Origin of the sequence: Streptomyces venezuelae, from assembly GCF_008642295.1 — a bacterium.
GTDB lineage: Bacteria > Actinomycetota > Actinomycetes > Streptomycetales > Streptomycetaceae > Streptomyces > Streptomyces venezuelae_C.
The window spans coordinates 6619044-6632511 of record NZ_CP029190.1 but is presented as its reverse complement, the minus strand read 5'-3'; the positions used below and the strand labels follow the sequence as shown (position 1 = coordinate 6632511).

Genomic DNA, 13468 nt, shown 5'->3' with positions numbered 1-13468 from the left:
CAGCGCACGATCGGAGTTCCCCGTGTCCTTCCTGCCCCCCACTCGTCGGGCCGTCCTTCGCACCCTCGCCGGAATCGGCGCCGTCGTCGCGGGCGCCTCGGCCTGCGGCCCCACCGAGGCCGGCGCCGGGACCGGCACCGCCGGCGGGCCCTCCGCACCCGCCCCTGCGGGCGCCAAGCGCCGGCTGGGCGCCGAATGGGAGAGCCACACCCGTACGTTCATGTCCTGGCCGGCGCTCACCTCGGTCTGGGAGGGCGACCTGCCCTACGTACGCGAGGACATTGCGCGGATCGCCCGGGCCGTCGGGGAGTACGAGGCGGTCGTGATGATGGCCCGCCCCGAGCAGGTGACCGCGGCACAGCGGGCCTGCGGCTCCCAGGTCGAGGTGATCCCGCTGGCCGTCGACGACCTCTGGGCACGGGACACCGTCCCCGTCTTCGTCGAGCAGGACGGCAAGGTGACCGGGGTCGACTTCAACTTCAACGGCTGGGGCGGCAAGCAGGAACACCGGAACGACGGGGTGGTCGGCCGCACCCTGCTCCCGAGGTACGGGATTCCCCGCGTCCAGGCCCCCCTGGTCGCGGAGGGCGGCTCCTTCGAGCCCGACGGCGAGGGCACCCTGCTGATCACCGAGAGCTCGATCGTCAACGACAACCGCAACCGCGGCAAGAACCGTGACACCATCGAGGCGGAGCTCAAGCAGACCCTGGGCGTCGAGAAGGTCGTATGGCTGGCCGGGGTCCGCGGGGAGGACATCACGGACGCCCACGTGGACAGCCTGGTGCGGTTCACCGCGCCCGGTGTGGTCCTGCTGGACCGCGCGCACCCGAGCACCCCGCCGGACTCCTGGTCGCGCTCCGCCGACCAGGCGAAGTCCGTCCTGTCGGCATCGACGGACGCCCGCGGCCGGCGCTTCGAGGTGATCGACCTGCCGCAGCCCGACCTGAACCGGATCACCGGCGAGGGCGACGACTTCGTGTCGACCTACGCCAACTTCTACATCGCCAACGATGCCGTGTTCATGCCCAGGTTCGGGGACCGCAAGGCCGACGACCGGGCCCGCAGCATCCTGCAGGAGCACTTCCCCAAGCGGGACATCGTGCCGGTCGCGATCGACACGATCGCCTCGGGCGGCGGCGGCATCCACTGCGCGACCCACGACCAGCCCGGCAAGCCCGCCGCCTGACCGCCCGCCGCTGTCCGGCCGGCTCACCGCACGGCTGCGGCGGGCGGCTGCCGCCGACGGGCGGGTGCCGGGGGCCGGTGCCACGCTGGGGTCGTACCGGACCTGCGAAAGGCAATCGTCATGATCACCACTGACGCCGTCCCCGGCTCCCCCTGCTGGCTGGACCTCGGCGCCCCCGACGTCCGGGCCGCCGCGGCCTTCTACGGCTCCGTGCTCGGGTGGGAGTACGAGTCCATGGGCGAGGGGGATCACCCGGAAGGCGGGATGTTCCGCAAGGACGGAAAGATCGTCGCCGGGCTCGGGCAGCTCACCGAGAAGGGGGCGCGCTCGGCCTGGATGATCTACTACAACGTCGCCGATGCGGACGCCACCACCGAGGCGGTGGAGCGTGCGGGCGGCACGGTCCGGGTGCCTCCGATGGACCTCGAGGAGTACGGCCGGATGGCGCAGTACAACGACCCGCTGGGGGGACAGTTCGCGGTCTGGCAGCCGGGGACGGACAAGGGCGTCGAGCTGGTGGACGAGCCCGGCTCGCTGTCCTGGGCCGAGCTGTACACGACCGACGCCGCCGCGGCGAAGGAGTTCTACGGCGGCCTGTTCGGCTGGTCGTTCAGCGATATGGAGCTGCCGGGCGGCGGGGGCACGTACTCCCTGATCACCCCCGCCGGCCTGCCTGTGGAGCGCATGCACGGCGGCCTGATGGAGCTCTCCGCGGAGCACCTCACCCTGACGGGCGGGCGGCCGTACTGGCACCCCGTGTTCGCCGTCGAGGACTGTGACGCCACGGCGGCCAAGGTCACCGCCGCCGGCGGCAGCCTGATGATGGGGCCGGAGGACGCGGAGGGCGTGGGGCGGCTCGCGATCTGCCTCGACCCGTCGAACGCCGATTTCGTGGTCCTCACCCCGAGCCGTGGCTGATCCCGGGCCAGGCCGCCCATGGAGCGCGATGAGGGCCGGGCCCGCTGCCGGGCCCGGCCCTCGTCATAGGGCTCCGGGGGTCAGAGCTTGCGGCACAGCAGGGCGTCCGGGGTCTTGCCCTTGGCCCATGCTCCGGTGAAGGCGATGCCGGCGGCGTACTCGTCCGTTCCGCACTGCCCCTTGTAGTTGCCCTGGGCGAACTCCCCGCCGGGGCCTCCGGCCGGCCGGTTGTCGCCCCGGTCGAACCAGACGGTGCGGCCGTTTGTCCCCAGGGTCCTGCCTGCCGGGGCGCACAGGACGGCGGAGACCGCCTGGCCCCGCACGCTGTAGCCGGTCATGAACTGGTTCGGCGCGCACTGGTACTTGGTGTAGCCGCCCGCCCAGTCGCCCTGCTGGACGTACCGCTCGTCCTTGACCACGGTCGGCGCGCCGCCGGCGGCCAGACCTGCGGCCCCCGCGTCGGTGCACAGTCCCCGGCCGTCACGGTGCGCCAGGCCGACGAGCCGCTGACCGTCGGGGCAGGCTCCCTTGCGGGCTCCCGCATCCCAGTCGCCCAGTGCCCGTGCGCGCATCGACTGGACCGCATCGGTGTGGTCGAGGCTGAGCATGTTCCAGGTGTCGGAGACGGGGATCTGCCCGGTCTTCGTGGGCGCGGTAACGAGCCGGTTCCAGGCGGTGGCACGCCAGTCGTTGCCGTCCAGCAGGCCCGAACGGCGGCCCGTCGTGTCGTAGTTGAGGATCGACCAGGTGCCGTGTCCGGCCCATCCGACCAGCGGCCAGTAGGCGAAGTCGGTGTCGTTGGCGGTCAGATGGTCGACGAAGTTGCCGAACCAGGTGCGGGCCTGCGGGTTGGACTCGTCGCTGCCGATGCCGAACTCGCTGATCCACACGGGTGCGGTGAAGTGCCGGCCGGTTTCGGCCGAGACGTAGAACGCCTGCCGCTGGAGGGTCGCGAAGAGCTCTTCGCGGGAGAGTTCCTGGTAGCGCAGGTCGTGGGTCTCGCCCATGCCGGTCGCGCCGGTGTGGTTCGGCCCGGTGTAGCCGTAGAAGTGCGCCGCGTACACCAGCTTGTTCGAGGCGACCAGGGTGTGCGAGAGGGTGCGGACCGGTTCGAGGGTGGGACGCCAGTGGGGCAGTCCGTCGGCCGGGACGCCCTGCCAGTTGATGCCTTCCACGACCACCAGCAGGTCGGGGCTGACCTCGGTGAGGAGCCGGTCGCCGAGCCGCTGGGAGGCGGCCCACCAGTCGTGATCGTTGCCCCAGCCCCAGTTGGCGTCGTCGGTGATGGTGCGGCGGACCTCGTTGTAGAGGTCGGCGCCGACCACGCGCTTGTTGTCCTTGTACCGGCGGGCGAGGTTGATCCAGTCGTTCTCCCACTGCGCCGTGGACTGGCTGGTGTTCCAGCGCTCGTTGCCGTCCAGGCCGCAGCAGAAGCGGGAGGTGATGGTGTGGTTGTTGAGGATGACCGCGAAGCCTTCGCCCGTGCTGGCGGCGACGACGGCGTCGAAGACCTGGAGCGGGGTCTTGCCGCGCAGCTGCGGGTTGGCGGCGACCGAGGCGTCGGAGACCGGGCGCTGGTCGTGCAGCATCTCGTTCGAGAACGGCAGCCGGATGCTGTTGATGCCGAGTGCGCGGAAGTCGGCGAGGATCCGCGCGATCGGGGCGCGGTCCAGACCGAGCGGCATCTGGTCGGCCTTCTCGCCGTCGTGGTGGCTGGCCGGGTCGTTGATGTCCCCGGAGCCGCTCCAGGAGCCCTGGGCCCCCTGCCAGTTCGCGGACTTGAGCTTGAAGCGGTTGCCGTCGGCGTCGACGATGTAGCGGCCCCGGGTGCTGAGGGGCGGACGCCAGGTGTCGGCGAGGCCGGCGGATATGCCGGCGGCCGTCCCGGGAGTCGTGGCCTTCGTCGCCGTGGTGGCTGTCGCGGCCGTCGCGGATGCGACGGCCGGGGCGGCGCCGAGCGCTCCGATCAGGAGCGCCGCGGCGAGTACCGCCCGGCCTAGGGGTCTTCTCACAGATTCCTCCGGGGGGTGAGGGGTGGGAGTGCGGGGGGATGGAGCGGTCAGAGGCCGGCGCTGCCGAGGACGGCGACGCCCCGCGGTTCGAGGGTGAGGTGCCGGACGGCGGGCCTTTGTCCGTCGAGGAGGTTCCGGCGCTCGGCGGGCAGCGTCACCTCATGGGTGTGCCCGGTGTGGTTGAGCAGGATGAGGACGTCGTGGTCCGCTCCGTGCCGGATCGTCGCCTGGATGCCGGCGGGCAGGCCGGGCAGCACGGGGGCCACTCCCGCATCGGCGAGCGCGCGGTCGACGATGGCCCGCATCGTGACGGGATCGGGGCGGGTCGCGACATAGCGCGCCGCCCCTGCGCCATGGGCGTGCACCGTGGCCGCCGGGCGGTCCTCGTCCCAGTCGGGTCCGGCGAAGAAGAGCTCGGGGCGGGCGCCGGTGAGCTTCAGGTCCTCGCGCCACAGCGAGGCCGGCGCGGGGGCCGGGGCTCCTGCCTCCGCGGCCCGCAGCGGGACCTCCTCATCCACTGCGGCCGGCCAGAACTCCTCGACGCGTACGCCCAGCACCTCGCTCAGCGGAGCGGGATAGCCGCCCGTGTGCACCCGGTCGTGCTCGTCGACGATCCCGGTGAAGAAGGATGCGAGCAGGGATCCGCCGTCCGCCACGAACCGGCTGATCCGGTCGGCGTTTTCGGCCGACAGGAGGTAGTGGCTCGGCAGCACCACGCACTTGTACGGGGAGAGGTCGGCCGAGGGGTGGACGAGGTCGATGCCGACGCCCGCCTCGAACAGCGGGGCGTAGTGGTCGAGGACGCGGTCGATGCAGCGCACTCCGTCCGAGGGGTGCGAGTCGAGCTCGATCGCCCACCAGTTCTCCCAGTCGAACACGACCGCGACCTCGTTGCGGATCCGGGTACCGGCCAGCTCGGGCACCAGGGCCAGTTCGCGGCCCAGCTCGCGCACCTCGGCGTGCACCCGGGTACCGGGCCCCGCGTGCGGGACCATGCCGGAGTGGAACTTCTCCGCTCCGCCGCGGGACTGCCGCCACTGGAAGTACATGACGGCGTCCGCGCCCTGCGCGACGGCCTGCCAGCTCCACAGGCGCATCCGGCCCGGAGCCTTGCCCGCGTTGCGGCCCCGCCAGTTGACGGCGGAGGGGGCCTGCTCGGTCAGCAGCCACGGCCGTCCGCCGGCCGCGCCGCGCAGCAGGTCGTAGGAGAGCGCCGCCTCGATGTGCGCCGCCTCGTCGTGCGGGTCCGGGTAGCTGTCGAGGGCGAGGACGTCCATTTCGGGTGCCCAGGCGCGGACGTCGACCGACTTGTGTCCGGCGAGGAAGTTCGTGGTCACCGGGGTGTCGGGGGTGATGCGGCGCAGTACGTCGCGTTCGAGGGCGAAGCAGGTGCGCAGCGCGTCACTGCTGAACCGCTTGAAGTCGAGCTGCTGGGAGGGGTTGGGGTAGGTGGGTGCGGCGCGCGGGGGCAGGATCTGGTCGAAGGAGGTGTAGCGCTGGGACCAGAAGTCGGTGGACCAGGCGTCGTTGAGTGCGTCGACATCGCCGTACCGGTCGGCCAGCCAGCGCCGGAAGTCGGCGGCGGAGATGTCGCAGAAGCATTCGGTGACATGGATTCCGTACTCGTTGCCGACGTGCCACAGGCCCAGTGCCGGGTGGTCGCGGTAGTGCGTGGCGACGGCTTCGACCAGGCGGACGGCCCGGTCGCGGAAGACCGGGCTGGAGGGACAGAAGTGCTGGCGGCCGCCCGGGGACAGGATGCCTCCGGAGGCGGTGACCGGCAGGATCCCGGGATGCTCGGCGACGAGCCACGGGGGTGGTGAGGCGGTCATGGTGGCCAGGTCGGCGGTGATGCCGTGGGCGGCCAGATCGTCCATGACGGTGTCGAAGAACCCGAAGTCGTAGGTGTCTCGGGCGGGTTCGACGCGGGCCCAGGCGAAGATGGCCAGGTTGACGAGGTTGACGCCGGCCTCGTTCATCAGTCGCAGGTCTTCGGCGCGGGTGGCCTTGTCCCACTGCTCGGGGTTGTAGTCGCCGCCGAATCCGAGGCCGCCCAGTCGGGTGCCGAGGGCCCGGGTCCGGTCGTGTGCCGGAGAGTTCATCGTTCTTACCCCTTCAGGAGCTTCAGGACGTACGAGGTCTCGTATGGGGTGTGACAGGGGGCAGTGGGCTCAGATGCGTGGCGTGCGTGGCGTACGTGGCGCCGCCGAGCTCGCGCGTTCCACCAGGGTCGGCATGACCGACACGATGGAGGAGTCCGTCGCCGGAGCGCCTTCGATCTGGCCCAGGAGCCGCGCCACACAGGCCGCACCGACCCGGGAGAGGTCCTGGTCGACGGTGGTCAGGGGAGGCAGGAAGTGGGCGGATTCGGCGATGTTGTCGAACCCGACCACGCTCACGTCCTCCGGGACGGAGCGTCCTGCCTCGCGGAGCGCCCGGATCAGCCCGAGCGCCATCTGGTCGTTTGCGGCGAACACCGCGGTGACCTCCGGCCGGCCGGCGAGTTCCCGGCCGGCCCGGTAGCCGCTCTCGGCGCTCCAGTCGCCGTGTACGGCGGCCGGGACCGGAGCGCCCGCCGCCTGGAGTGCGCGCTGCCACACTTCGGCGCGGCGGCGTGCGGGGTGGGAGTCCTGTGGGCCGGCCAGGTGCCACACCGTGCGGTGGCCGAGCCCGAGCAGGTGGTTCACCGCGATCTCCGCACCGGCCGCGTGGTCGGTGTGGACGCCCGGGTAGCGGTGGTCGTCCCCGCCGTCGACGACCACGACGGGCAGGCCGTAGGGCAGCATCAGCGAACCGGTCAGGATCTGTGCCTCGTTCACGATGACCCCGTCCACCGCATGGCTGCTCAGCCTCCGGAAGGCCTCCAGCACGGCCTCCTGGGTCTGCGCCTGCGGGACGACGACGTTGACGGAGTACTCGGTGGACTGCACGGCGGCGACGATCGACTCCAGCGTGCGTGCGTTTCCGTGCGCCGTGAGGTCGAAGCTGATGACACCGATCATCCGGAACTTGCCGGTGGCGAGCGCCCGGGCAGCGGTGTTGGGCCGGTATCCGAGCATGCGTACGGCCCGGACGACCCGGTCGCGGGTGGTGTCGTCGACCCGGGCCGTCGCGTTGAGCACGCGGGACACGGTCTGCGCCGAAACCCCTGCCATGGCCGCGACATCCGCCATGGACGGGGGCCTGGGGCGATCCGCGGCCGGGGAGCGGGGCTTGCGTGGCCGCTGCCCTTCCTTCGCCATGGTGCAGTTCCTCTCGCACTGTGCTGCCCGGGCACCTTGCCGGCCGGGATCATGTTTGCGCGAACATGCCGCATCGGTCAACAGGCCACCGAGCGGCTGCGGTTGGTCCGGCAGACCGGTGACCCTTCTTCAGATTCCTGAAAATCCCTGCAAATTCAAGGCCGCTGACGATCCGCCAGAAGTGTTGGCCAAAACTCTTGACACTGTCCGAGAGCTGTCGACACACTTCCGAACCGCGCCACCATGTTGGCGCTAACATGCATCGGAGGTCTTTCCCGTGAGAGTCGACCAAGCCCAGGTCAGCGAGACACCCGTCGCCGACCGCCGCCGCCGGAGACTGCGGTGAAACGCGGCGCTGTTCGGCGCAACCTCACCGCCCATGCGTTCCTCCTGCCGTTCCTCTGCGTCTTCGTCATCGGAGTCGTGGCCCCACTGATCTATTCGATCAACCTGAGCCTCTATCAGGAACGCATGGTCGGGGGCATGACCTTCGCCGGGCTGGACAACTACACCAAGGCGTTCCGGGACAACCTGTTCCATGCCGGCCTCGGCCGCGTCGCCCTCTTCTTCGCGATCCAGGTGCCGCTCATGCTCTGCCTCTCACTGGCAGCCGCTCTCGCGATCGACAGCGGGCGGCTGCGGGCGCCGGGGCTGTTCCGGATCGGCATCTTCGTCCCCTACGCCGTCCCCGGCGTGGTCGCGGCCCTGATGTGGGGCTACCTGTACGGCGACCGGTTCGGCCTGGTCGGCGAGATCGGCGCCCTCTTGCACACCGAGGTGCCCGACCTGCTCTCCAAGAACTGGATGCTCGCGTCGATCGGCAACATCGTCACGTGGTCGTACGTCGGCTACAACATGCTGATCTTCTACGCCGCGCTGCGGTCCATCCCCGAAGAGCTCTACGAGGCGGCCGAGGTGGATGGCGCCGGCGCCATCCGCAAGGCGTTCAGCATCAAACTTCCGGCCCTGCGCCCGGCACTCCTGATGGCCACGACGTTCTCGGTGATCGGCAGCTTCCAGCTGTTCAACGAGCCGAGCGTCCTCCAGAACCTGGCGCCCTCCGCCGTCTCCACGAACTACACCCCCAACATGTACGCGTACAACCTCGCCTTCGAGGGGCGTCAGTTCAACTACTCGGCAGCCGTCGCGGTACTGCTCGGCCTGGTGACCGTGATCGTCGCGTACGCGGTCCAGCGCGCGACCGCCCGAAGGGAGCGCATGCTGTGACCACTTCCGCGCCCGAGGCCGTCAGCAGGTCCGAAGAGGCGTCCTCCGCAGGGGCGTCCCGCCGACCCCCCGCCCGCCGCCGGAGCCCCCGCGGCCAATCCCCTCGAAGCCGGCCGGGCAGGTCCACCGCCTTGACCGTGGCCATGGGGCTGATGCTCGCGTACACGCTGATCCCCCTCGTCTGGCTCACCATCAGCGCGACGAAGTCGAACCAGACCCTTCTCGACTCCTCCGGCCTGTGGTTCGGGGACGGCTTCCACCTGTTCGAGAACATCAGGGACGTCTTCACCTACGACGACGGGATCTACCTGCGCTGGTTCGGCAACACCGTGCTCTACTCCGTGGTCGGGGCGGGCGGCGCCTCGATCATCGCGACGATGGGCGGCTACGCCCTGGCCATGTACGAATTCACCGGCCGGCGGGTGGTGTCCGCCGTGGTGATCGGGGCCATCTCGATCCCGGCCTCCGCCCTCGCAGTCCCGACGTACCTGCTGTTCAGCGACATGGGCATCGTCAACACCCCGTGGGCGGTCCTGCTGCCCTCGCTTGCCAGTCCTTTCGGGCTCTACCTGATGCGGGTGTACGCGACCGAGGCGGTTCCGCCCGCGATGCTGGAGGCCGCGCGCATCGACGGAGCCGGCGAACTGCGCATCTTCCTCACCATCTCGCTGCGCCTGCTGGCTCCGGGTTTCGTCACCGTGCTGCTGTTCACCCTCGTGGCCACCTGGAACAACTACTTCCTGCCGCTGATCGTGCTCAACGACCCGGAGCTGTTCCCCCTCACGGTGGGGCTGCACCAGTGGAACGCGCTCGCACAGGGCGGCGTCGCCACTGCCACACCGGTCCTCCCTCTGGTGATCACCGGCAGCCTGCTGGCGATCGTCCCGCTGATCGTCTCGTTCCTCTTCCTCCAGCGGTTCTGGCAGTCGGGACTGGCCGCCGGCGGCGTCAAGCAGTAGCCCACCCCTCTCAACGTCCGGAATGTAAGGATTCGAAATGAGCAGATCCCTGCGGCTGCCGGGTCTCACCCGCGCCCTCACCGCGGCCACCGCCGCCGCGCTCTCCCTCTCCCTCACCGCCTGCGGCGGCGGCTCCGGCGGCTCCGACGGCGGCGGCAAGGCCGACCCCGCTGCCGTGCAGGCAGCACTGGACAAGCCGGCCGAGATCACCTTCTGGTCCTGGGTCCCGAACATCGACAAGACGATCGCGCTGTTCGAGAAGAAGTACCCGAAGATCAAGATCAACCTCGTCAACGCGGGACAGTCCAAGGACCAGTACACCAAGCTGACCACCGCGCTCAAGGCAGGCAAGGGCGCCCCCGACGTCGCCCAGATCGAGTACTACGCACTCCCCCAGTTCGCGGTGAGCAAGTCGCTGGTCAACCTCGCCGACTACGGTGCGGCCGGCCTCAAGGACAAGTTCGCCGAGTCGGCCTGGACCCAGGTCAACGTCGCGGGCGGGATCTACGGCATACCCCAGGACACCGGGCCGATGGCGATGTTGTACCGCAAGGACATCCTCGACAGGTTCGGTGCGACACCGCCGGCCACGTGGGAGGAGTACGGCACGCTGGCCAAGAAGATCCACGACGCCGATCCGAACACCTTCATCTCGTTCGTCGACCCCGGCGACGCGGGCGCGACCAACAGCCTGATCTGGCAGCGCGGCGGCAAGCCGTACACCGTCAACGGCACCACCGACGTCGCCATCAACCTCAAGAACGACGCCGGAAGCAAGGCTTACGCCGACACCTGGGGCCCGCTGATCGAGAACAAGCTGGTCGAATCCACGGTGAGCTGGAACGACGAGTGGTGGAAGTCGATGGCCGCCGGAAGGTACGCGACGTGGCTGGCCGGCGCCTGGGCGCCGGCGGTTCTGGAGCAGTTCATCCCGCAGAGCAAGGGCCAGTGGACGGTTGCGCCCATGCCGGGCGGTGTCAGCTCGGAGAACGGCGGCTCGTCGGTGGCGGTTACCACACAGGCGAAGAACAAGGAGGCCTCGGTCGCCTTCGCCCAGTGGCTCAACTCAGACCCGGAGGCGGTCAAGTCGCTCAACTCCGAAGTCGGTCTGTTCCCCGCGACCAAGCTGCTGCTCGACAACCCCGGTTTCCGCAGCGCCGAGGTGCCGTTCTTCCCCAACAGCAAGCCCAACGAGGTCTTCTCCGACATGTCGAAGGCCGTCCGGCCCGGCTGGCAGTACCTGCCCTTCCAGCCCTACGCCAACAGCGTCTTCAAGGACTCCGTGGGTCAGGCCCTGCAGCCCGGCGGGAACCTGCCCGGCGCGCTGGCCACCTGGGAGGAACGGCTGAACGGGTTCGGCAAGGAACAGGGTTTCACCGTCAAGTAGTCCGAGCCGTGCAGTCCATTCCGCTCAGCGGCGGGCCGCGGGGCCCCGGCCCCCCGGCCCGCTCCTCCACCACACCGGAGAAAGCCCACAGGTATGACGACACTCGAACTCCCCCTCCTCGACGGGGAACGCTGGTGGGGCGGAGCCGTCGCCGAAGGGCGGCACATGCCGTACCCCGACGGCTACACCTTCGATCTGCGTGACGTCCTGGCCAACCAGGGCATGCCGCTCCTGCTCTCCGACCGCGGTCGCTGGGTGCACAGCGACCGCACCTTCACCTTCACGCTCTCCGGCGGCCGGCTGACCGCGCACGCCCACGAAGCGGGCGCGGTCATCGAGCACGGCGAGGGGCACGGCGATCTGCGCGGGGCGTACCGGCACGCGATCACCCGCCACTACCCTCCGTCCGGCACGATGCCGGACCCGCTGCTCTTCACTGCACCGCAGTACAACCTGTGGATCGAGACGGTGTTCGAGCCGACCCAGGAGAAGGTGCTGACGTACGCGGAGCGGCTGCTCGCGGAAGGCTTCCCGCCCGGCGTGCTGATGATCGACGACCGGTGGAGCAACGACTACGGGGACTGGACCTTCCACCCCGGCCGCTTCCCCGATCCGGCGGGCATGGTCGCCCGGCTCCACCGACTCGGCTTCAAGGTGATGCTGTGGCTGGTGCCCTATGTGACCCCGGACTCCCCCACCGCCCGGCAGCTGGGCGACCAGGGCCTGCTGGTCCGCGATACGGAGACCGGCGCCGGTGGCGGCGGAGCCGGCGGGCGGGCCAAGGTGGCCTGGTGGTGGAACGGCTGGAGTGCCGGCCTCGATCTGCTCGACCCGCGGGCACGGGCGTGGCTCACCGGCCGGCTGGAGGCGCTGCGCGACGACATCGGCATCGACGGGTTCAAGTTCGACGGCGGCGACGCGCCCTGGTGGCGTGCGCTCGGGTGCGCCGACCCGGAGGCGTACACCCATGCCTGGAACCTCTTCGGTACCGACTGGCCGCTCAACGAGTTCCGTGATGCGTGGCGAGCGGCGGGTCTGCCGCTGGCACAGCGCCAGCAGGACAAGTACCACCTGTGGGAGGGACGGTTCGGGCTGGACAGTCTGATCCCGAACGCCCTGGCCCAGTCCCTGACCGGCCATGCGTTCAGCTGTCCCGACATGATCGGGGGCGGCGAGTTCCGCTTCGTCCCGAGCGAGGACGGCGAGGGTTTCGACGAGGAACTGTTCGTCCGCTACGCGCAGATCGCCGCGCTGTTCCCCATGATGCAGTTCTCCGCGGCACCATGGCGGGTGCTCTCCCCCGAGAACCTCGCCATCGTCCGCGCAGCCGCCCGCCTCCACACCGAGCTGGCCCCGGAGATCCTCGCTCTGGCCGCGCATGCCGCGGCCACGGGCGAACCGGTCCAGCGCCCCCTCGAATGGGCGTTCCCCCATCGCGGCTATGCAGCGGTGACCGACCAGTTCCTGCTGGGCGACGGCCTGATGGTGGCCCCGGTGGTGACCAAGGGCGCGGTCGGGCGCGAGGTGGTCATCCCGCCGGGCACCTGGCTGGCCGACGACGGCCGGTCGTACACGGGCCCGGCCACGGTGTGGGTCGACGCACCCCTGGCCCGGCTGCCGTATCTGCGGAAGCAGTAGCTCCCGGGCGGCGGCCACGTGAGAATGCCGCCATGACCGATACCCCAGGGGCACCCGCCGTCCGCACCGAGCGGGCCGGCCCCGTGACGACCGTGGTGTTGTCACGGCCGGTCGCCCGCAATGCGGTGGACGGCCCGACGGCCCGGCAGCTGGCCGATGCGTTCCGCTCTTTCGAGGCCGATGACGAAGCCTCGGTGGCCGTGCTGTGGGGCGAGGGCGGGACGTTCTGCGCGGGCGCCGACCTCAAGGCCGTGGGCACCGGGCGCGGGAACCGGGTGGAGCCGGACGGCGACGGCCCGATGGGGCCGACCCGGCTGCGCCTGACCAAGCCGGTCATCGCGGCCGTCGCCGGCCATGCGGTGGCCGGCGGGCTGGAACTGGCCCTGTGGTGCGATCTGCGCGTGGTGGAGGAGGACGCCGTCCTCGGGGTGTTCTGCCGCCGGTGGGGGGTGCCGCTGATCGACGGCGGTACGGTCCGGCTGCCGCGGCTGATCGGCGAGAGCCGCGCCATGGACCTGATCCTCACCGGTCGGCCGGTGCCGGCCTCCGAGGCGTACGCGATCGGGCTGGCCAACCGCCTGGTGCCGCCGGGGCAGGCCCGGCAGGCGGCGGAGGAACTCGCGCGGGAGATCGCCGCGTTCCCGCAGCTGTGCCTGCGCCACGACCGGCTGTCCGTACGGGAGCAGCACGGTCTGGCCGAGCCCGAGGCGCTGGCGGCCGAGCTGCGGCACGGCATGGTGCCGCTGTCGGCCGGCGAGACGTCGGCGGGTGCCGCCCGGTTCGCGGCCGGGGCGGGCCGGCACGGCTCGTTCACCGAGCGCGGTACGTTCACCGAGCACGGTCACCGTACGCCCGACGGTCATCACCGAGCGTGAGGCCGGGATCGGGGACGCGGGGGG

General features: G+C 70.6%; 10 protein-coding genes. 7 read left to right on the top strand and 3 right to left on the bottom strand.

Translation table 11 applies throughout. The features are described from left to right. Positions 1-22: 22 nt before the first annotated feature. Positions 23-1186, top strand: coding sequence for an agmatine deiminase family protein (locus DEJ50_RS29695; RefSeq protein ID WP_150211145.1), 1164 nt, complete (start codon positions 23-25; stop codon positions 1184-1186). A 120-nt stretch (positions 1187-1306) separates the two neighbouring features. Beyond that, positions 1307-2104, top strand: a complete 798-nt coding sequence (locus DEJ50_RS29690) for a VOC family protein (RefSeq protein ID WP_150211144.1) — start codon at positions 1307-1309, stop codon at positions 2102-2104. 80 nt (positions 2105-2184) lie between these two features. Here DEJ50_RS29690 and DEJ50_RS29685 read toward each other — a convergent pair whose 3' ends face one another. From DEJ50_RS29685 to DEJ50_RS29675, 3 genes are all read right to left on the bottom strand, one after another. Next, the gene (locus tag DEJ50_RS29685) at positions 2185-4116 is read right to left on the bottom strand and encodes a glycoside hydrolase family 5 protein (protein WP_150211143.1); all 1932 of its coding nucleotides are present in this window, start codon (positions 4114-4116) and stop codon (positions 2185-2187) included. Between the two features lie 47 nt (positions 4117-4163). Further along, complete coding sequence (locus DEJ50_RS29680) at positions 4164-6218, bottom strand: beta-galactosidase (RefSeq protein WP_150211142.1); 2055 nt, start codon at positions 6216-6218, stop codon at positions 4164-4166. A 69-nt stretch (positions 6219-6287) separates the two neighbouring features. After that, positions 6288-7289, bottom strand: a complete 1002-nt coding sequence (locus tag DEJ50_RS29675) for a LacI family DNA-binding transcriptional regulator (RefSeq protein ID WP_150211141.1) — start codon at positions 7287-7289, stop codon at positions 6288-6290. Positions 7290-7700: 411 nt separating this feature from the next. Between DEJ50_RS29675 and DEJ50_RS29670 the strand changes: the two genes are divergently transcribed. From DEJ50_RS29670 to DEJ50_RS29650, 5 genes are all read left to right on the top strand, one after another. Continuing rightward, on the top strand, positions 7701-8585 hold the full coding sequence (locus DEJ50_RS29670) for a carbohydrate ABC transporter permease (RefSeq protein WP_223837958.1): 885 nt from the start codon (positions 7701-7703) through the stop codon (positions 8583-8585). A gap of 131 nt (positions 8586-8716) precedes the next feature. Beyond that, on the top strand, positions 8717-9544 hold the full coding sequence (locus tag DEJ50_RS29665) for a carbohydrate ABC transporter permease (RefSeq protein WP_317852568.1): 828 nt from the start codon (positions 8717-8719) through the stop codon (positions 9542-9544). A 37-nt stretch (positions 9545-9581) separates the two neighbouring features. Beyond that, on the top strand, positions 9582-10931 hold the full coding sequence (locus DEJ50_RS29660) for an ABC transporter substrate-binding protein (protein ID WP_150211139.1): 1350 nt from the start codon (positions 9582-9584) through the stop codon (positions 10929-10931). A gap of 93 nt (positions 10932-11024) precedes the next feature. Next, positions 11025-12569 (top strand): glycoside hydrolase family 31 protein, encoded by a 1545-nt coding sequence (locus DEJ50_RS29655; RefSeq protein WP_150211138.1) that lies wholly within the window; start codon positions 11025-11027, stop codon positions 12567-12569. Positions 12570-12601: 32 nt separating this feature from the next. After that, positions 12602-13444, top strand: coding sequence for a crotonase/enoyl-CoA hydratase family protein (locus DEJ50_RS29650; RefSeq protein WP_150211137.1), 843 nt, complete (start codon positions 12602-12604; stop codon positions 13442-13444). Positions 13445-13468: the final 24 nt, after the last annotated feature.

What these genes read in the sequence shown, in the direction of transcription:
- DEJ50_RS29690 (WP_150211144.1), top strand. Translation starts at nt 1,307, where the DNA reads ATGATCACCACTGACGCCGTCCCCGGCTCCCCCTGCTGGCTGGACCTC.
- DEJ50_RS29680 (WP_150211142.1), bottom strand. Translation starts at nt 6,218, where the DNA reads ATGAACTCTCCGGCACACGACCGGACCCGGGCCCTCGGCACCCGACTG.
- DEJ50_RS29675 (WP_150211141.1), bottom strand. Translation starts at nt 7,289, where the DNA reads ATGGCGGATGTCGCGGCCATGGCAGGGGTTTCGGCGCAGACCGTGTCC.
- DEJ50_RS29660 (WP_150211139.1), top strand. Translation starts at nt 9,582, where the DNA reads ATGAGCAGATCCCTGCGGCTGCCGGGTCTCACCCGCGCCCTCACCGCG.
- DEJ50_RS29655 (WP_150211138.1), top strand. Translation starts at nt 11,025, where the DNA reads ATGACGACACTCGAACTCCCCCTCCTCGACGGGGAACGCTGGTGGGGC.
- DEJ50_RS29650 (WP_150211137.1), top strand. Translation starts at nt 12,602, where the DNA reads ATGACCGATACCCCAGGGGCACCCGCCGTCCGCACCGAGCGGGCCGGC.